This window comes from Bradyrhizobium sp. SZCCHNRI1029, assembly GCF_032487555.1.
GTDB lineage: Bacteria > Pseudomonadota > Alphaproteobacteria > Rhizobiales > Xanthobacteraceae > Bradyrhizobium.
Genome location: NZ_JAUEUK010000006.1, coordinates 55506 through 75025, shown reverse-complemented (window position 1 = coordinate 75025; position 19520 = coordinate 55506). Strand labels below are relative to the sequence as shown.

At 65.7% G+C, this 19520-nt stretch carries 17 protein-coding genes; 13 read left to right on the top strand and 4 right to left on the bottom strand.

The genetic code is table 11. The annotated features are described in order from the left end of the window. Positions 1 to 31: 31 nt before the first annotated feature. The 3 genes from QW861_RS18140 to QW861_RS18130 all read left to right on the top strand — a co-directional run bounded on the left by QW861_RS18140 (position 32) and on the right by QW861_RS18130 (position 4605). Positions 32 to 868: an enoyl-CoA hydratase family protein gene (locus QW861_RS18140; protein WP_316193350.1), complete on the top strand. Its 837-nt coding sequence runs from the start codon at positions 32 to 34 to the stop codon at positions 866 to 868. A gap of 87 nt (positions 869 to 955) precedes the next feature. Further along, positions 956 to 3304, top strand: a complete 2349-nt coding sequence (locus tag QW861_RS18135; RefSeq protein ID WP_316193349.1) for a bifunctional salicylyl-CoA 5-hydroxylase/oxidoreductase — start codon at positions 956 to 958, stop codon at positions 3302 to 3304. Between the two features lie 53 nt (positions 3305 to 3357). After that, positions 3358 to 4605 carry a flavin-dependent oxidoreductase gene (locus QW861_RS18130; protein WP_316193348.1) on the top strand — a complete coding sequence of 416 codons (1248 nt, stop codon included), beginning with the start codon at positions 3358 to 3360 and terminating at the stop codon, positions 4603 to 4605. A 117-nt stretch (positions 4606 to 4722) separates the two neighbouring features. Here QW861_RS18130 and QW861_RS18125 read toward each other — a convergent pair whose 3' ends face one another. Then, positions 4723 to 5181, bottom strand: coding sequence for a cupin domain-containing protein (locus QW861_RS18125; protein ID WP_315751999.1), 459 nt, complete (start codon positions 5179 to 5181; stop codon positions 4723 to 4725). Positions 5182 to 5201: 20 nt separating this feature from the next. Further along, positions 5202 to 6386, bottom strand: a complete 1185-nt coding sequence (locus QW861_RS18120) for an ABC transporter substrate-binding protein (protein ID WP_315715618.1) — start codon at positions 6384 to 6386, stop codon at positions 5202 to 5204. 305 nt (positions 6387 to 6691) lie between these two features. Between QW861_RS18120 and QW861_RS18115 the strand changes: the two genes are divergently transcribed. From QW861_RS18115 to QW861_RS18100, 4 genes are all read left to right on the top strand, one after another. After that, a complete protein-coding gene (locus QW861_RS18115) occupies positions 6692 to 7186 on the top strand; it encodes a MarR family transcriptional regulator (RefSeq protein ID WP_315751998.1) in 495 nt (164 codons plus the stop codon). 165 nt (positions 7187 to 7351) lie between these two features. After that, positions 7352 to 9043 carry a benzoate-CoA ligase family protein gene (locus QW861_RS18110; RefSeq protein ID WP_316193347.1) on the top strand — a complete coding sequence of 564 codons (1692 nt, stop codon included), beginning with the start codon at positions 7352 to 7354 and terminating at the stop codon, positions 9041 to 9043. 21 nt (positions 9044 to 9064) lie between these two features. Then, positions 9065 to 9511, top strand: a complete 447-nt coding sequence (locus QW861_RS18105; RefSeq protein ID WP_315715621.1) for a RidA family protein — start codon at positions 9065 to 9067, stop codon at positions 9509 to 9511. 701 nt (positions 9512 to 10212) lie between these two features. After that, positions 10213 to 10488 (top strand): hypothetical protein, encoded by a 276-nt coding sequence (locus QW861_RS18100; RefSeq protein WP_316193346.1) that lies wholly within the window; start codon positions 10213 to 10215, stop codon positions 10486 to 10488. A gap of 302 nt (positions 10489 to 10790) precedes the next feature. Here the strand turns inward: QW861_RS18100 and QW861_RS18095 are convergent, their stop codons facing one another. Together QW861_RS18095 and QW861_RS18090 are read right to left on the bottom strand one after the other, a co-directional pair. Beyond that, positions 10791 to 12164: a vWA domain-containing protein gene (locus tag QW861_RS18095; protein WP_316193345.1), complete on the bottom strand. Its 1374-nt coding sequence runs from the start codon at positions 12162 to 12164 to the stop codon at positions 10791 to 10793. A 7-nt stretch (positions 12165 to 12171) separates the two neighbouring features. Next, positions 12172 to 13131 (bottom strand): MoxR family ATPase, encoded by a 960-nt coding sequence (locus tag QW861_RS18090; protein WP_315715624.1) that lies wholly within the window; start codon positions 13129 to 13131, stop codon positions 12172 to 12174. 276 nt (positions 13132 to 13407) lie between these two features. Here QW861_RS18090 and QW861_RS18085 point away from each other — a divergent pair, with 276 nt between their 5' ends. The 6 genes from QW861_RS18085 (at position 13408) to QW861_RS18060 (ending at position 19516) form a co-directional block, all read left to right on the top strand. Beyond that, on the top strand, positions 13408 to 13821 hold the full coding sequence (locus QW861_RS18085; RefSeq protein WP_315826496.1) for a TspO/MBR family protein: 414 nt from the start codon (positions 13408 to 13410) through the stop codon (positions 13819 to 13821). A 246-nt stretch (positions 13822 to 14067) separates the two neighbouring features. Then, on the top strand, positions 14068 to 14967 hold the full coding sequence (locus tag QW861_RS18080) for a LysR substrate-binding domain-containing protein (RefSeq protein ID WP_316193344.1): 900 nt from the start codon (positions 14068 to 14070) through the stop codon (positions 14965 to 14967). Between the two features lie 444 nt (positions 14968 to 15411). Further along, positions 15412 to 16788 (top strand): MFS transporter, encoded by a 1377-nt coding sequence (locus QW861_RS18075; RefSeq protein WP_316193343.1) that lies wholly within the window; start codon positions 15412 to 15414, stop codon positions 16786 to 16788. Between the two features lie 48 nt (positions 16789 to 16836). Further along, positions 16837 to 17862 carry an amidohydrolase family protein gene (locus tag QW861_RS18070; RefSeq protein ID WP_316193342.1) on the top strand — a complete coding sequence of 342 codons (1026 nt, stop codon included), beginning with the start codon at positions 16837 to 16839 and terminating at the stop codon, positions 17860 to 17862. Positions 17863 to 17879: 17 nt separating this feature from the next. Beyond that, the gene (gene ligK / locus QW861_RS18065; protein ID WP_011925385.1) at positions 17880 to 18575 is read left to right on the top strand and encodes a 4-carboxy-4-hydroxy-2-oxoadipate aldolase/oxaloacetate decarboxylase; all 696 of its coding nucleotides are present in this window, start codon (positions 17880 to 17882) and stop codon (positions 18573 to 18575) included. A gap of 2 nt (positions 18576 to 18577) precedes the next feature. Beyond that, positions 18578 to 19516, top strand: a complete 939-nt coding sequence (locus tag QW861_RS18060; protein WP_316193341.1) for an NAD(P)-dependent oxidoreductase — start codon at positions 18578 to 18580, stop codon at positions 19514 to 19516. Positions 19517 to 19520 lie beyond the last annotated feature (4 nt).

The window sequence follows — 19520 nt, the reverse complement described above, 5'->3', positions numbered from 1 at the left end:
TAACGAAGACAGTTGAACAGAGGGAGCTTACATGTCGAGACCGGCCAATCCCGTCACCGTGCCGCTGGTGGACTACAAGCCGAGCCATTTCCTGCTTGCGGTCAAGGATCGCGTCGCGACCGTGACGTTGAACCGGCCCGAGCGCAAGAACCCGCTGACCTTCGAGAGTTATCGCGAGCTGACCGACTTCTTCCGGGCCTGCGCGTTCGACGATGACGTCAAGGCGATCGTCGTGGCCGGTGCAGGCGGCAATTTCTCGTCCGGCGGCGACGTTTTCGAGATCATCGGTCCGCTGGTGAAGATGGACACTAAGGGCCTGACCGCGTTCACCCGCATGACCGGCGATCTGGTCAAGGCGATGCGCGCCTGTCCTCAGCCGGTCGTGGCTGCCGTGGAGGGCATCTGCGCCGGCGCGGGCGCGATCGTCGCAATGGCCTCGGATATCCGGCTCGCCACGACCGGTGCCAAGGTCGCCTTCCTGTTCAACAAGGTCGGCCTTGCCGGCTGCGACATGGGCGCCTGTGCGATCCTGCCGCGCATCATCGGCCAGTCGCGCGCCTCCGAGCTGCTCTACACCGGCCGCTTCATGAGCGCGGACGAAGGCGAGCGCTGGGGCTTCTTCAGCCGTATCGTTGCGCCGGCCGAAGTGCTGACCCAGGCGGTGACGCTGGCGACCGAGATCGCGAACGGTCCAACCTTCGCCAACACCATGACCAAGCGCATGCTGGCCATGGAATGGGCGATGTCGGTGGAGGAGGCGATCGAGGCGGAGGCAGTTGCCCAGGCCTTGTGCATGACAACAGAGGATTTCAATCGCGCTTTCGAAGCCTTCGCCGCCAAGTCCAAACCGGTCTTCCAGGGGAATTGAGCTGCTGCGGGAACCGAAGGGACTTGCCAGGAGATATTTTAGGTCTAAAATAATTTTCATTGGCTCGGCTCTCCAGTGGAGGCGCTCATGAAGATCGCGATCATCGGCGGCGGACCTGCCGGTCTCTATGCGGCGATATTGCTCAAGAAGCAGCGGCCCAGCGCCGACATCGCGGTCTACGAGCGCAACCGCGCCGACGATACGTTCGGCTTCGGCGTCGTGTTCTCCGACGCCACGCTCGACAATTTCGAGAAGCACGATCTGCCGAGCTACCAGCGGATCACCCAGGAGTTCGCCTACTGGGATGATATTGCCGTGCATTTCCGCGGCACGGTCCACCGGGTCGGCGGCAATGGTTTCTGCGGTTGCTCGCGCCGCACGCTGCTGCGAATCCTGCAGGAGCGAGCGCGCGAGCTGGGTGTGACCCTGCAGTTCGAGGTCGACCTCGAGGACGAGTCGCAATTCGCTGATGCGGATCTCCTGATCCTGTCTGACGGCATCAACAGTCGTTTCCGTCAGAAGTACGTCGATCACTTCCAGCCGGAGGTGGATCTGCGCGCCAACAAGTTCGCGTGGATGGGCTCGACCAAGCCGCTCGATGCCTTCACCTTCATCTTCCAGGAGACCGAGTGGGGTCCGTTCATCGCGCACGCCTACCAATACGAGGCGGGGCACTCGACCTGGATCTTCGAGACGGATCCGGAGACCTTCGAGCGGGCCGGCCTGACCGGGCTCGATGAGCGGCAATCCGCCGACCGCATGAAGGAGATCTTCGGCTGGTTCCTCGGCGACCATCCGCTGCTGATCAACCGCTCGATGTGGCGCAATTTCCCGATGATCCGCAACAAGCGCTGGGTCAAGGACAACATGGTGCTGCTCGGTGACGCCAAGTCGACTGCGCATTTCTCGATCGGCTCGGGCACCAAGCTTGCGATGGAGGACGCGATCGCGCTGGCTGACGCCATGCAGCGCGCGCCCAACATTCCGGCGGCTCTCGATCTTTACGAGCATGGCCGGCGCGAGGAGGTCGAGAAGACCCAGCACGCCGCCGACGTGTCGCTGGTCTGGTTCGAGCACGTCGACCGCTTCTGGGATTTCGATCCGGTTCAGTTCGCGTTCGGCGTGATGACGCGCTCGAAAGCGATCACCTACGACAATCTCACTCTGCGCGCGCCGGACTTCGTGGCCGAGGTTGACAAGGCCTTCGCGCGGCAGGTCCGCGCCAAGGGCTTCGACGTCGACGTCGAGAAACCGGTCGCACCGATGTTCCAGCCGTTCAAGCTGCGGGAGATGACGGTCACGAACCGCGCGGTGCTGTCGCCGATGTGCATGTACTCCGCGGATGAAGGCGTGCCTGGCGATTTCCACCTGGTGCATTACGGCTCGCGCGCGATCGGCGGCGCGGGCCTGCTGTTCACCGAGATGACCTGCGTCAGCCGCGATGCGCGTATCACACCCGGCTGTGCCGGTTTGTGGAACGACGCCCAGGAGGCGGCCTGGACGCGCATCGTCGATTTCGTCCACGCCAACTCGAAAGCGAAGTTCGCGCTGCAGCTCGGCCACGCCGGCCGCAAAGGCGCGACCAAGCTGATGTGGGACGGTATCGACCAGCCGTTGGAGCAGGGGGGCTGGGACGTGGTGTCGGCGTCGCCATTGCCGTATTTCCCGGACAGCCAGGTGCCGCGCGAGCTCGACCGCGCGGCGATGGATGCGATCAAGGCCGACTTCGTCGCTGCGGCCGAGCGTGGCAACCGCTGCGGATTCGACATGCTCGAACTGCACTGCGCCCACGGCTATTTGCTCGCGAGCTTCATCTCGCCGCTGACCAACAAGCGCACCGACGGCTATGGCGGCGCGCTGGAGAACCGGCTGCGCTTCCCGCTGGAAGTGTTCGCGGCGATGCGCGCGGCGTGGCCGGCGCACAAGCCGATGTCGGTGCGCATCTCCGCCACCGACTGGGCCGACGGCGGCGTCACTGGTGACGTCGCGGTGCTGATCGCCCGCGCGTTCGGCGAGGCCGGCGTCGATCTCGTCGATGTCTCGACCGGCCAGACCGTTTGCGAGGCCAAGCCGATCTACGGCCGCATGTTCCAGACGCCGTTCTCCGATCAGGTCCGCAATGAGGCTGATGTCGCGACCATGTGTGTCGGTAACATCACCTCGGCCGACCAGGTCAACACCATCCTGGCCGCCGGCCGCGCCGATCTCGTCGCGCTCGGCCGTCCGCATCTGGTCGACCCCGCCTTCACGATGAAGGCCGCGGCCTGGTACGGCGCCGACACGTTCTGTCCGCCGCAATATCTGCCGGGCAAGGAGCAAATCTTCCGCAACAGCGTCCGCGACCGGCAGGATTTCGAGGAGCTGAAGATTAAGGCTAAGCCGAAGACGCGGGCCGAGCTGACGGCAGAGGCTGCGAAGCCGCTTGCGGCGGAGTAAGGCTCCGTGCCACGCTGCTGCCCGGTACGAGAAGTACGAGTGGAGTAGAGGCGATGAAGGCGATCATCGTTGGCGGCGGTATCGGCGGATTGACCACGGCCCTGATGCTGCGGGCGCGCGGCATCGACTGTGAGCTGTTCGAGCAGGCGGATGCAATCCGCGAGCTCGGTGTCGGCATCAACACCCTGCCGCACGCGATCCGGGAGCTCGCCCAGCTCGGGCTGCTCGACCGGCTCGACGAAGTCGCCATCCGGACCTATGAGCTGTTCTACTTGACTCGGCGCGGCCAGGAGGTCTGGCACGAGACCCGCGGGCTCGACGCCGGCCACGACGTGCCGCAATTCTCGATTCACCGCGGCCGTCTGCAGAGCGTGATCCATCAGGCGGTGATTCAGCGGCTCGGGCCTGAGAAGGTCCACACCGGCTGCCGGCTCGGCTCGTTCACCCAGGACGAGGGCGGTGTGACCGCCTATTTCTTCGACCGCACCGGCGCTCATGTTCACACCGTCCGCGGGGACGTCCTGATCGGCGCCGACGGCATTCATTCCAAGGTCCGGCAGACGCTGTTCCCCAATGAGGGCGCGCCGTGCTGGAACGGCCTGATGCTGTGGCGCGGCGCCACCGACTGGCCGGCGTTCCTGACCGGGCGGTCGATGATCATCGCCGGCGGCCTGAACGCCAAGGCGGTGATCTATCCGATCGCCGAGGGCTCGAGCCCCGCGACCCGCCTCACCAACTGGGCCGTGCTGGTGCGCATCGGCGATGCCAACACCGCGCCGCCGCGGCGTGAGGACTGGTCGCGGCTCGGCAAGACGGACGAGCTGATGCCGCATGTCAACGGCTTCTCCATTCCCCAGGTCGACTTCGCCGCGATGGTGCGGGCGACGCCGGAGTTCTGGGAATATCCCTGCTGCGACCGCGATCCGCTGCCGTACTGGTCGAGCGGCCGCGTCACCTTGTTGGGCGATGCCGCGCATCCGATGTACCCGGTCGGCTCCAATGGCGCCTCGCAGGCCATTCTCGATGCCCGCGCGCTCGCCGATGCCTTGGCCCGCTCCGAGCATCCGCGCCAGGCGCTGATGGCCTATGAGCAGAAGCGGCTGCCGATGACCGCCGAGATCGTCGCGTCGAACCGCCGCGGCGGCCCCGAGGGCGTCATCGATGCCGTCGAGCAGCTCGCGCCGCAAGGCTTCACGGACATCAACACCATCCTCAACTACGAAGCCCGAGAGGGTATCGTGCGCGGTTATGCGAGCCGGGCCGGCTTTGCCGCGCGGATGGTGACGCGGCAGGCGTCGTAGCAACTATCTGAGACTGCCCGAACGGCTGCCCCTCGCCCCATCCCTCTCCCCGTGAGGACGGGGAGAGGGAGCGCGCTACGTTCTGCGCAACAGTTCGAAACAAGCGCCAGATCAGACTCACGCCCCCGGAGGCGGGGGCAGGAAGTGGATGTTGTGCTCGGCGGCGAGCTTCACCACGTCGTCCGGGTTCTGCTCGCGCATGTTGTGGATCGCCCAGAACAGCTCGTAGAGCCGCCGCGTCGGCGACACCCAGAACAGCGTCTTTGCCGTCTGCTGCGACTTGTTGAAGATGCCGTGCGGCTTGCCCATCGGCAGCCGCACCGTGTCGCCGGCGGTGGCGTATTCCTCGGCGCCATCCAGGAAGAAGTCGAGCCGTCCTTCGAGGATGTAGAGATACTCGTCCTGGTCGGGGTGGATGTGCGGCGGCACGAAGGTGCCGACCGGGAACGTCGCGTGCCAGGAGAAGCTGTGCTCGGTGCGGTTCTTCGGCACATAGACCTGGCCGAGAATGTTCCAGGAGATGCCCTGGATGCCCTCATTGGCCCGGGTGATGCCGGCGATTTCCGGATGGTTCATGTCGTTTTCGCTCCCTGCTGTTACTTGGCCGCGCAATCCTTGGCGTAGCGGTCGGCGTAGTTTTCGAACACCTTCTGTACGATCTCGGTCTGGAACTTGCCATCCGGCCGCTTGGCGACCTTGGTCAGATAGAAGTCCTGGATCGGATAGCCGTTGGTGTTGAACTTGAAGTTACCGCGCAGCGAGGCAAAATCGGCCTTCTTCAGCGCCGCGGCTACTGCATCCTTGTTGCTGAGGTTGCCGCCGACTGCCTTCACGGCGCTGTCGATCAGCAGCGCGGCGTCATAGGCCTGCATCGCGTAGGTGCCGGGCACGCTGTTGTAGGCGGCCTCGTAGCCGGCGACGAACTTCTTGCTCTGCGGATTGTCGAAATTGGGCGCCCAGTTGGCGCCGCCGAACATTCCGACCGCGGCATCCTGCTGCGCAGGGAGCGTGGATTCGTCGACCGTGAAGGCCGAGAGCACCGGAATGGTGTCGGCAAGGCCGGCCTGCTTGAACTGCTTGACGAGGTTCACGCCCATGCCACCCGGCATGAAGGTGAACACGGCGTCCGGCTTCTGCGAGGAGATCTTGGACAGCTCGGGCTGGAAGTCGAGCGTGTTGAGCGGAACGTAGGACTCTTCGACGATCTCGCCCTTGTAGTCGAGCTTGAAGCCGGCGACGGAATCGCGCCCGGCCTGATAGTTCGGAACCAGCAGATACATCTTCTTGTAGCCGCGGTCCTGCGCGACCTTGCCGAGAACGGCATGCACTTGGTCGTTCTGGTACGAGGTCACGTAGAAGTAGGGGCTGCATTCCTTGCCGGCGTAGCTGGACGGACCGGCATTCGGGCTGATCAGGAAGGTCTTGTTCTCGGTGACCGGCCGGTGGATGGCCTGCAGCATGTTGGAGAAGATCGGACCGACGACGAAGTCGACCTTGTCACGCTCGAGCAGGCCCTTGACCTTGGTGATCGCGGCATCCGGCTTCAGCTCGTCGTCGGCGACCACCACCTCGACGTCCTTGCCGCCCATCTTGCCGCCGAGGTCCTTGATGGCAAGGTTGAAGCCGTCGCGGACCTGGCCGCCGAGCGCGGCGGCGGGGCCGGAGAGGGTGACGATGACGCCGATCTTGATTTTGTCGTCGGCCAGCGCCGGCTGGGCGAGCAGGCTCGCGGCAATGCCAAGACCGACGCCGAGACCGGCCAGCTTCGAACTCATTTTCATGACAACTCCCCCGGGATGCGGAAATTCAGGTTTATGTTTTTTGCACCTGACCAAACGATGGGCCAGACCGCAGCTTGGTCACAAGCCTAGTCTGATGACGCCCTCAGCTGCAAGCGAGCTGCTCGCGGAAGGGGCAGTTTCGGCACGTATGCAAGCGCCGCGCCAATTGCTTGAAGGTTAAAGGAATTGCCTCCTCATCGTCCTGCGCAAAATGACGGTACATTTTTCCTTGCTCCCAGGAGGTCCTGAAGGTCAAACTCACGAGCCTCGCCAGACGAGGCTGAACGTGCCCAAGTGATTCCGTCATGACGCTTGATTCCGAGACCAAGGCCGTCGAGCTGCCCGAGGACCATGCCGAGGAGCTGCGGCTGTGGCTGCGCCTGCTCACCTGCACGACCCTGATCGAAGGCGAGATCCGCAGCCGGCTGCGCGAGCGTTTCGACGTGACCCTGCCGCGTTTCGACCTGATGGCGCAGCTCGACAAGGCGCCTGATGGCATGACCCTGTCCGACGTCTCCAAGCGCATGATGGTCTCGAACGGCAACGTCACCGGACTGGTCGAGCGCCTCGTCGAATCCGGCCATCTGGATCGCCGCACCTCCGACACCGACCGCCGCGTCCAGGTGATCCGGCTGACCAAGCTCGGCCGCGCCGAATTCCGCAAGATGGCGGCCGAGCACGAGACCTGGATCGCGGACATCTTCGGCGATCTCACGGAGAAGGACGTGCGCGAGTTGATGCGGCTGCTCGCCAAGACCAAGGGATCGGCGCAGAAGGCCGTGCAGCGCCGGCAGGATTGAAGCGGGCCTGACAGGACGTCGCAGGCCACGCTGCCACGCGCGGCAGGCGCTCAAACAATTTGCGGGCAGTGCACAATCTTCGGCTCTTGCGCCTAGATGTTTTAAGTCTAAAATGTTTAGGACTGAAACGTGCCGGGCGTCCTTCCCTTCAGACAGGAGCGTGTGATGGCCACTGCCGCCAAGGTTCAGCAGCCGGAGAGCGCCAGCGCGCATGCGCATAGCGCCCACGTCGACACCTTCGCCCAGGACAATCTGCCGCCGCGTGAGCTGTGGCCAGACTTCGTCTTCAGCCGGCCCGAATTCCAGTATCCGCCGCGGCTGAACTGCGTGACGCATTTCGTCGATCGCTGGGTCAAGGAGGGGCGGGGCGATGCGCCATGCATCATCAGCGCTGACATCAGCTACACGTATCGCGAGCTGCAGGCACTGGTGAACAGGATCGCCAACGTCCTGGTCGGCAAGCTCGGTCTCGTGCCCGGCGGCCGCGTGCTGCTCCGCTCCGCGAACAATCCGATGATGGTTGCCACCTATCTGGCCGTCATCAAGGCCGGCGGCATCGTGGTCGCCACCATGCCGCTGCTGCGCGCCAAAGAGCTGTCCTATCCGATCCAGAAGGCGCAGATCGCGCTGGCCTTGTGCGACGGCAAGCTGGCCGACGAGATGGAAAAGACCCGCCCGATCGCGCCGGCGCTGAAGCAGGTGGTCTATTGGGGCAACGGCCAGCCCAACGCGCTGGAGGCGCTGATCGCCGATGCCAGCCCGGAGTTCACCGCGGTCGATACCGCCTCCGACGATCTCTGCCTGATCGCCTTCACCTCCGGCACGACCGGCGATCCCAAGGGCACCATGCATTTCCACCGCGACATGCTCGCGGTGTGCGACGGCTACGCCCGCAACGTGCTGCGCGCCAGCCAGAGCGACCGCTTCATCGGCACCGCACCGCTCGCCTTCACCTTCGGTTTCGGCGGCGTGCTGTTTCCGATGCACATCGGGGCATCCTACGTCGTGCTGGAAAAGACCTCGCCGGACGATCTGCTCGCGGCCATCGAGCGCTACAAGGCCACCATCTGCTTCACGGCGCCGACCGCCTATCGGGCCATGCTGAGCAAGCTCGATGGGCGCGACATCTCCTCGCTGCGCAAATGCGTCTCCGCCGGTGAGACCCTGCCGAAGCCGACCTTCGACGCCTGGCTGAAGGCGACCGGGCTGAAGCTGATGGACGGCATCGGCTCGACCGAGATGCTGCATATCTTCATCAGTGCCGTCGAGGACGAGATCCGTCCCGGCGCCACCGGCAAGCCGGTGCCGGGCTACGAGGCCAAGATCGTCGACGACGAGGGCCACGACGTGCCGCCGGGCACGATGGGGCGGCTCGCGGTGCGGGGTCCCACCGGCTGCCGCTATCTCGCCGACGAGCGTCAGCGCAAATACGTCCAGAACGGCTGGAATGTCACCGGCGACACCTATGTGATGGATGAGGACGGCTACTTCTGGTATCAGTCGCGCTCTGACGACATGATCGTCTCGTCCGGCTACAACATCGCCGGCACCGACGTCGAGGCGGCGCTTTTGACGCATGCGGCGGTCGCCGAATGCGGCGTCGTCGGTGCTCCCGACGACGCGCGCGGAATGGTCGTGAAGGCGTATGTCGTGCTGGCGCCGGGGGTGGAAGGCACGCCGGCGCTGGTGGCCGAGCTGCAGGAGCATGTCAAACGCGAGATCGCGCCGTACAAATATCCGCGCGCGATCGAGTTCGTGACGCAACTGCCCAAGACCGAGACCGGCAAGCTGAAGCGGTTCGCCCTGCGGCAGATCGCGCAGGCTGCCGCTACGCCGTCGCCCGGCGCGGCCTCGTAGGAGAGACAAGGAGAGACGTTCGTGAGCACGACCAAGGCGCCCACGCTGGCCGTGGTGAAGCAGGATGAGGCCGAGGGCATGCGCGTTCTGCAGCCGAGCGGCTGGCCGATGCCAAAGGGCTACGCCAACGGCATCAGTGCCGAGGGGCGCATCGTCGTCACCGGCGGCGTGATCGGTTGGGACGCGAGCGAGACGCTCGCCGATGGCTTTGTGACGCAGGTCCGGCAGGCGCTGGAAAACATCGCCGCGATCCTGGCTGAAGGCAATGCGCGTCCGGAGCACCTGGTGCGGCTGACCTGGTACGTCGTCGACATGGATGAGTATCTCGGCAATTTGAGGGAGCTTGGGAAGATCTATCGCGAGATCTTTGGCAGTCATTATCCCGCGATGGCCCTGGTGCAGGTCGTCAGGCTGGTCGAGAAGGCCGCGCGGGTGGAGATCGAGGCGACTGCGGTGGTACCGCGCTGAGGGCGCGTGCTGCCGGCAGGGGCTGGTCTTTGATCGGTCGAACTTGGAACGTGACATCGCGTTCTCGCGGCTGGTCGGCCCGAGCTTTGCTGGTCGATCACCCCCGGCGAAAATCGAGGGCGCAGGGAAGGCCGGGTGTCCACCACACCCGCGGCCCCCGTGCGACAGAGAATGCACGGGGCAGGAACCACAGGTGGGCCGAACATGCCGGCCTTCCCTGCGCGATGTTTGACGGCTTATACGTGGTCTCCCTGGTGCGCCGGGCTTGTTGGCCACCATGATCCGCGCGATGCTCTGAGCATCGTCGCGAACGTGATACCAGCGTCGGGGTATCAGGACATCACGACTTCACCGTACGCCACGACATCACTCGTCCGCGCAACAAGCGCATGATGCAACGGCGTCCACCGCGGCCTGCCCCACGTATCGTGACGACGCGTACGCCCCTCTTCGCCTGGGCAGGTTGGGCGCAAGCATCGTCGTGATTTGCCCGACGGCACAAGGCCAGCGCGCTGCGACATGGTAACGCGACGGGCAGTCACACAGGACATCACGGTTCGCAGGCATGTCGCTTCGTTAGTGGAACAATTGTGGTCGTCTGATGATCCTGCCGCCGAATGAACGACTTGGGATCGCCATGTCGCAGACATCAACCTGTTCGAGCGTGACGGCGCAGTGGCGGGTGAGAGCAGGGGGCGGACTTGGACTGGAAACTCTTCGTGACGACGGCGCTGGCCGCCGGCATCGGCGCCGCGGCCGGCGCGCTGGCATTGGCGACGGCCGGGGGCGGCGGCATCGAGCATCAGGCCGACGCCAAGATGCTGGAGATCGGCGTCGCCATCCTGCGCGAGCCGGCGCGGGTGGATGACGATCCGATGCGGTCATGGCCCGTGCGGGTGGTCGAGAAGAAGTCGGGTGTGACTTTTACAGATCAGCAGCGCGCGGCGTTGCTGAAGCGCGCCGCGGGGGGACGGTAGCTCCGCTCCCGGTGCGTAGGGTGGGCAAAGGCGCGCCGTGATCGCGATTGTTTTTTGGCACTGTCTGATCGCGCCGTGCCCGCCGTTGTTCGCGGACGGTCCGCCGGTGGGCACGCGATCGTGCGGCTTACTCCGCACGACGGCTTTGTCCACCCTACGAACTTATGGCGTCATTGCGAGGAGCGCAGCGACGAAGCAATCCAGAGTCGCGCACTCGGCCCTGGATTGCTTCCGCCTTCGCCCGAGAGGGCTTCGGCGGACACGTCGCTGCGCTCGCAATGACGCGTGGGGAGAGCGGAGTGCTACTGATACGCCGAGACGATGTCGCTCACAGCGCGTTCCAATTGCTGAGCTGTCGCGCAGGGGCGCACGACGTTGCAGAAGGTCTGGTAGCGCGGCATCTCTGAATCGCCCCAGCCCCAGGTCATACGGCCCTCGGGATTGAGCCAGACCACGCGCTTGGCGCGTTCGGAGATGGCTTTGAGGATGTCGGCGCGTGGGTCGAGCTTGTTGCTGCGGGCATCACCCAGAATGATCACGGTGGTCTGTGGCGTCACCGACGACATGAACTGCTTCTCGAAATCCACCAGCGAGGAGCCGTAGTCGGACGAGCCGAAGCCGACCTTGTGCATGATCTCGGCCATGGCCTCCTCGGCCGGCTTCTGCTCAAGGATCTCGCTGACCTCGATCAGGTGGCCGGAGAACGCGAACGAGCGAACATCGCTGACGACGTCGTGCAGGCTGTGGATCAGCAGCAGGAAGAAATCCGAGACGCGGGCGACGGAGCCCGAGACGTCGCACAGCGCGACGATCTTCGGGCGGTCGCGGTGCCGGCGCTTCCACGCGGTGAGGAAGGGCACGCTGCCCCAGGCCGCGTTGCGGCGGAGCGTGCGGCGGACGTCGAGATGGCCGCGGCGCTGGCGCTTGCGCGGCTTCGCATAGCGCTCGCGCAGGCGGCGCGCGATCTGCCGGATCAGCGCCCGCATCTCCGCGACCTGGCGCGGCTCGATCCGCGACAGCTGCGCGTTGCGCAGGATCTCGTGGCGCAGGTTCTCGGTCTCCTCGCGGCCGTACAGCGCGAGCGCCTGCGCGACCGCATCGCGCACGGTGTCGCGCAGGCCGTCGAGCCCGGCCTGCAGCCGCTCCGCCAACGCCGGATTGGTCTCGGTGAGCCTATCGAGATCGTCGCGCAGCCGCTGGATCCCCATCGTCTCCAGCATGCGGCTGGAGAACAGGCCGCGCTGGGTGAAGTAGCGGATCTCCGACAGCCCGACGGCGCTGGACGCGTTGGCGATCGCGGCCGAGATGTCAGCCGTGTTCTGCGCCAGCAGCATCTGGGCAAGAGCGCCGAGCTCCGCGTCCGCCTCACCGCCGATCGGCTCTCCGGATGGCGGGGCCGACTGGGCCTCATTCGACGCCGCGTCCTGCTGCGTCTCGTCATTCGCCTCGGCCTGCGCCGGATCGACATGGGCGAAGAACAGGTCGAAGCAGGCGCCGAGCGCCTTCTTCTCGTCCTCGCTCTTGGCGAGCGTCATCAGCAGGCTGTCGCGCAGCACCGTGCGATCGGCGAGACCGACGCTCGCCACAGCGCGCATCGCGTCGATGCTCTCGGCCGGCGACACGTGCACGCCGGCGCCGCGCGCCGCCCGAAAGAACCGATGCAGGTTCTCCTGCATGAGAGCCTCACCCGAAGATGTTCTGGCGCTGCGCCTTGGCGACGAAGGTCGTCACCTGCGGCAGCGCCACCTCGATGTCGGACTCGTATTTCAAGAGCACGTTGAGCGTATCCTTCACCACGTCATGGCCGAGCTCGGCCGCCTGCAGCAGCACCAGCACGCGCGCCCAGTCGATGGTCTCGCTGACCGACGGCTGCTTCTTCAGGTCGAGCGTTCTGACGTCGTGGATGAAGGCCACGAGCTGCCGGCGCAGATTCTGCGAAATGCCGGGCACGCGGCTCTCGACGATGCGCTCTTCCAGCCGCTGCTCGGGGAAGCCGATGTGCAGATGTAGGCAGCGTCGCTTCAGGGCGTCGCCGAGGTTTCGCTCGGAGTTGGAGGTCAGGATCACGGTCGGCGGCTTGGCGGCGGCGATGCTGCCGAGCTCGGGGATCGTGACCTGGAAGTCCGACAGGATCTCCAGCAGCAGCGATTCGAACTCGGCGTCGGACTTGTCGATTTCGTCGATCAGCAGCACGCAGCCATTGGGCTCGAGCAGCGCCTGCAGCAGCGGCCGCGGCTCGACGAACTCCTTGGAGAAGAACACGTCGCCGAAATCGTGCAGCTGGCCGAGCGCCGCATGCAAGGTCTGAGCGCCGCCGAGCACCTCGCCGAGCTTGTCCTTCAGGATCTGGGTGTAGAGCAGCTGCTTGGCGTATTTCCACTCATACAGCGCCTTGGCCTCGTCGAGCCCCTCATAACATTGCAGCCGGATCATCTTGAGGCCGCGCCAGGCGGCGATCGCCTTGGCAAGCTCGGTCTTGCCGACGCCGGCTGGGCCCTCGACCAGGATCGGCTTGTCGATCGCCTGCGACAGGTAGACGGCGGTGGCGATCTGGCGGCTGGCGATATAGCCCTGGGCGGCGAGGCCGGCTTCGACGGCCGCGATCGAGGCGATGGCTGAAGAGGGGGCCGGGGAATCAGCCACTGACGAAACTCCGTTTCCTGGTATCAGGACCCGGCGCAGATGTGATCGGCGTTCCGGTCCCTGGACGTTGGTGGTCAGGCGAAAACCCTGACTTTTCCTCGCATTGTGTTATGTCCTGGCTACGCGTCCCGGGCAGCCCTGTCCAGTGCGCGCGTGGGTGCCTCGGCCGCATGGCTGCCGGTCGCCAGCGGACCGGACCGAGAACCTCCTCCTGCAAATCACGCCGAGCGGAATATGAACCGATCCATCCTGCATCTCCTCGTCCTGCTGGTTCTCGTGGTCGGAGGCGGCTGGATCATCGGCGCCTCCAACATGCCCGGCGCCTGGTACGGCTCGCTCAACAAGCCTTGGTTCACCCCGCCCGGCTGGCTGTTTCCGATCGCCTGGACGGTGCTCTACGTCATGATCGCGGTCGCCGGCTGGCGCACCTATGAGCGGGTCGAAAGCGGTGCGGTGATGCAGGTGTGGTGGGGACAGCTAGTGCTGAACTTCGCCTGGTCGCCGGTATTCTTCACCGCGCATCTGATGTGGGTCGCGTTCGCGATCATCGCCAGCATGTTCGTGCTGATCGTGACCTTCATCGTGATGCAATGGCGCGAGGACCGGATCGCGGCGCTGCTGTTCGTGCCCTATGCCTGTTGGGTCGCATTCGCGTCGGCGCTGAATTTCTCGGTGAACGTGCTGAATTGAGATGAGGCGGCTGATGGGGCGACGCTGTCAACAATCGGGTGTGCTGCCGCCGCATCCTCCGCTGTGGTCCCTGCGAACGCAGGGACCCATACCGCGGACGGCCGATTGTCGGAAAAGACTCCGAGTTGCCTTTCGTGCTCAACAATCAGGGCCGGTGGTTATGGGTCCCTGCGTTCGCAGGGACGACAGTCGGGGGTGGGGCGGGCAGCGCGGCAGACTGACGCTTGATGGTCGAGGCCTTCACCCATGAACCTCAAGCAGCTCGAATATTTCGTGCAGGTCGCCGAGCTCGGCTCGTTCAGCAAGGCCGCGTCCGTGCTCGACGTGGCGCAGCCGGCGCTGTCGCGGCAGGTGCGGGCGCTGGAATCGGAGTTGAAGCAGCAGCTGTTCGCGCGCAACGGGCGCGGCGTGGCGCTGACCGAGGCCGGCAAGCGGCTGCTCGACCACAGCGTCGGCGTGCTGCAGCTGGTGGCGCATGCGCGCGAAGATCTCGGCGCCAGCCGAGATGCGCCGGTCGGCCGCGTCACCATCGGCCTGCCACCGAGCATCGCGCGGCAATTGACGCTGCCGCTGATCGATCGCTTCCGCAAGGAGTATCCGGCGGCGCGACTGGCCGTCGTCGAGGGCCTGTCGACGCATGTGGTGGAGTGGGTCACCACCGGACGCATCGACGTCGGCATGGTCTACAATCCGGAAGCCCAGCCCGGCATCGAGATCACGCCGGTGCTGCAGGAGCCGTTGGCGCTGGTGAGCCACGCGCCCAAGGGCAAGCGCCGCGTCACCGCGCCGCTGCCGATGGCCGAGCTGTCGCGCTACAGCCTGATCATGCCGGAGCGGGTGCACGCGATGCGGCGCCTGCTGGAGACGCAAGCGGCGCTCGCCGGGATCAAGCTCGACATCGCCTGGGAGGTGTCGAGCGTGCCCTCGATCATCGATCTCGTCTGCGCCGGCTACGGCCACGCCGTGCTGACCCCGAGTGGCGTCGCCGCCTCGGGCCGCGCCAGCGAGCTCGCCATCCGCCCACTGACCGAGCCCGCCCCGACCAGCGTGCTGTGCTTCGTCACCTCGGCGCACAAGCGCCCGACGCCGCTGGCGCAGCAGACCATCAAGCTGGCGACCGCGCTGATCCGGAAGCTGCCGCGGTGAATCGCGGGTGATCTCGGCTCGGGCAGTGCCACCCTCCCCTGGAGGGGGAGGGTCGCTCGCGCGCGAAGCGGGCGAGCGGGGTGGGGTGATCTCTCCCCGCGCGCCGGTGCCAGAGGAGAGATCACCCCACCCCGCCTCACGGCTTGCTTCGCTCCCCGTGAGCCGACCCTCCCCCTCCAGGGGAGGGTGGAGCCCGCGGTGTCTGAGCCGTGCGAAAGCCAACAGCGGAGTTGTTCAGACCCATTCTAAAATCAGCATGGCTCCTCTGATATCTTATACCGTTTCGGAATAGCTGATAGAAGCCTCCGGGCGCTGGCGCGGGCCGGCGCGCTCGGTCACATACCCGGTCAAGCCTCCGAAGCGCAGGGCCGATCCCGTCAGGGAACGCGCGCCTGCGGACGTCGGTCAAGGCGCAAGAACAGCACCCCAAGGAAAGCAGAAGCGATGCCAACGACCGCCCGCGTCGACGTCCAGGCCTTTCTCGACGACCACAAGTTCTCCGGCTTCCAGTGGCTGATCTTCGCGCTCGGCTTCGTCATCGTGCTGCTCGACGGCTTCGACACCGCGGCGATCGGCTTCATCGCGCCGTCGCTCCTGAAGGAGTGGGGCATCGAGAAATCGGCGCTGGGACCGGTGCTGAGTGCGGCGCTGTTCGGTCTTGCCGGCGGGGCGCTGTTCGCGGGGCCGATCGCCGATCGTCTCGGCCGCAAGCTGGTGCTGGTCGGCTCCGTGCTGATCTTCGGCATCGCCTGTCTGGCCTCGGCGTTCGCGAGCAACCTCACCGAGCTTACCGTGCTCCGCTGCGTCACCGGCATCGGCCTCGGTGCCGCCATGCCGAATGCCGTGACCCTGCTCAGCGAGTACTGTCCGGGCCGGCTGCGCGCGACCATGACCAACCTGATGTTCTGCGGCTTTCCGCTCGGCGCGGCCTGCGGCGGCTTCCTCGCGGCGTGGATGATCCCGCAATGGGGCTGGCGCAGCGTGCTGGTGCTCGGCGGTGTCACCCCGCTGGTGCTGACCGTGCTGCTGATCGCGATCCTGCCGGAGTCGGTGCACTACCTGCTGTCGCGCGGCGCCACTGTCGAGCGTGTGCGCAAGGTGATGCGCCGGATATCGGCTGCAGCCTCCGATGTCGGCCAGTTCGTGATGCTGGAGCCGGAGCATGCCGAGACCACGCGCCGCGTCAACGCGACCGGCATCGGCATGGTGCTGTCGCCGGTGCTGCGCATCGGCTCGCTGATGCTGTGGGTCACCTATTTCATGGGGCTCGTGATCTTCTATTCGCTGATCAACTGGATGCCGATCCTGTTCAAGGATGTCGGCCTCAATCCGCAGACCGCGACGCTGATCTCGGCGCTGTTCCCGCTCGGCGGCGTCGGTGCGGTGTTCTTCGGCATGCTGATGGACCGCTTCAACGCCAACCGCATCGTCGCGGTCGGCTACGCCCTGACCGCGGTGACGATCTTCCTGATCGGGCAGGCGGTCGGCAACATGGGCTTCCTGGTGGTGATCGTGTTCGCCGCCGGCGTCGTCATGAACACGGCGCAGTCGTCGCTGCCGGCGCTGGCCGCCTCCTTCTATCCGACCCAGGGCCGGGCCACCGGCGTGGCCTGGATGATGGGCATCGGCCGCTTCGGTGGCATCGCCGGCTCATTCCTGGTCGCCGAGCTGACCGCGCGCCAACTGACCTTCAGCGAGATTTTCACCGTGATCGCGGTTCCCGGCTTGATCGCGGCGCTCGCCCTTGTGGTAAAGCAGGTCGTGGGACCGGGAGGCCGCGGCAGCGGCGAGGATGTCGGCTCCGCCGTGGTGGCGCATTGAGCGGCGCGCGCCACCGCAAGACACAGAAGCTTTGAGGGAGAGACTGACGTGATCATCGACGTGCACGGCCATTACACGACGGCCCCGAAGGCGCTGGAAGACTGGCGCAACCGGCAGATCGCGGGCATCAAGGATCCGTCCGTCATGCCGAAGGCCTCCGAGCTCAAGATCAGCGACGACGAGCTGCGCGAGAGCATCGAGAGCAACCAGCTCAAGAAGATGAAGGAGCGCGGCAGCGACCTCACCGTGTTCTCGCCGCGCGCGAGCTTCATGGCCCACCACATCGGCGACTTCCAGGTGTCCTCGACCTGGGCCGCGATCTGCAACGAGCTGTGCTACCGCGTCAGCAAGCTGTTCCCGGACAATTTCATCGGCGTTGCGATGCTGCCGCAGTCGCCGGGCGTCGACCCCAAGACCTGCATTCCCGAACTGGAGAAGTGCATCAAGGAATACGGCTTCGTCGGCATCAACCTCAACCCGGATCCCTCGGGCGGCCACTGGACCTCGCCGCCGCTGTCGGACCGGCACTGGTATCCGATCTACGAGAAGATGGTCGAGCTCGACATCCCCGCGATGATCCACGTCTCCACCAGCTGCAACGCCTGCTTCCACACCACGGGCGCGCACTACCTCAACGCCGACACCACCGCGTTCATGCAGTGCCTGACGTCGGACCTCTTCAAGGACTTCCCGACGTTGAAGTTCCTGATCCCGCATGGCGGCGGCGCGGTGCCGTATCACTGGGGCAGGTTCCGCGGCCTCGCCCAGGAACTGAAGAAGCCGCTGTTGAAGGATCATCTGCTCAACAACATCTTCTTCGACACCTGCGTCTATCACCAGCCGGGCATCGACCTGCTGACCGGCGTGATCCCGATCGACAATATCCTGTTCGCGTCGGAAATGATCGGCGCCGTCCGTGGCATCGACCCGGAGACCGGCTTCTACTACGACGACACCAAGCGCTATATCGAGGCCGCCAAGCTGACCCCCGAGCAGCGCCACCAGATCTATGAAGGCAATGCACGGCGCGTGTTCCCGCGGCTCGACGCCGCGTTGAAGGCCAAGGGCAAGTAATCTAAAGGGCAGGCGATATGAGCACCCCCATGAACAATCTCGGCATCGTCAAGACGAAGATCACCCGCGCCGACAAGGCGGCGGTGGAGAAGCTGTCGAAGTTCGGCGTCGCCACCATCCACGAGGCGATGGGCCGCGTCGGCCTGATGCAGTGCTACATGCGTCCGATCTATCCGACGGCGAAAATGTGCGGCACGGCCGTCACCGTGCTGCTGCAGCCCGGCGACAACTGGATGCTGCATGTCGCGGCCGAGCAGATCCAGCCCGGCGACGTCGTCGTCGCCGCCTGCACGGTGGAGAACACCGACGGCTTCTTCGGCGATCTGCTGGCCACCAGCTTCCGCGCCCGCGGCGCCCAGGGCCTCGTGATCGACGGCGGCGTGCGCGACGTTGCTGATCTGACTGAGATGCAGTTCCCGGTGTTCTCGCGCGCCATCTCGGCTCGCGGCACCGTCAAGGCCACGCTCGGCTCGGTCAACATCCCGATCGTCTGTGCCGGAGCCGCCGTCAATCCCGGCGACGTCATCGTCGCCGATGTCGACGGCATCGTCGTCGTCCCGGCGGCGGTTGCGCATCAGGCGGCCGACGCCGCTGCTGCGCGCGAGGCCAACGAGGCCGACAAGCGCGAGAAGCTGGCGTCGGGCGTGCTCGGCCTCGACATGTACAAGATGCGCGAGCCGCTGGCGAAGGCCGGGCTCAAATACATCGATTGAGCATGACCGCGGCGTCCAACCCAAATCCTTCGAACCGATGGCATGTCGGGCTGATCGGCTACGGCGAGGTCGGCAAGATCCTCGCCGAGGATCTGCGCAAGGACGGCGTGCGCGTCTCGGCCTATGACGTCAAGCTGGCCGACTCGCGCGGCGACGCGATGCGTGGCCACGCCGACAGCATCGGCGTGACGCTGGCCGCATCGCATGCGGAGCTGGCGGCGGAGGCCGACTTCATCGTCTCCGCCGTGACCGCCAGCCAGGACGTGGCCGTCGCCGAGGCCTGCGCTGCAGCCATCAAGCCTGGCGCGTGGTTCCTCGACTTCAACTCGGCCTCGCCCGGCGCCAAGCAGCGCGCCGCCGCGCTGATCGACGGCGCCGGCGGCCGCTATGTCGAGGGCGCGGTCATGACCTCGGTGCCGCCCTATCGCATCAAGGTGCCGCTGCTGCTCGGCGGCGCGGGCGCGCGCGAGTTGGCGCCGCTGCTCAACGATCTCGGCTTCGCCGCCAAGCCTGCCAGCGACAAGCTCGGCGTCGCCTCGGCGACCAAGATGTGCCGCAGCATCATGATCAAGGGGCTCGAGGCGATGGTGATCGAGAGCTTCACCACCGCGCGCGCCTATGGCGTCGAGGACGCGGTGCTGGCTTCGCTGAAGGAAACATTCCCCGGCATCGACTGGGAGAAGCAGGGCGCCTATTTCTTTCAGCGCGTGATCGAGCATGGCCGCCGCCGCGCCGAGGAGGTGAGGGAGGTTGCCGAGACCGTGCGCGACATCGGGCTGACGCCGTGGTCGGCGGAAGGCACCGCCGAGCGCCAGGCCTGGGTCGCCGATCTCGCCGATGAGGGCCTGTTCGGTACGCGCGGCACCAAGGAATTCGCGCGCAGCCCGGACTGGCGCACCGAGGCCGATCGCATTCTCAACAAGATCAAGTCCAAGGAGTAGGGAA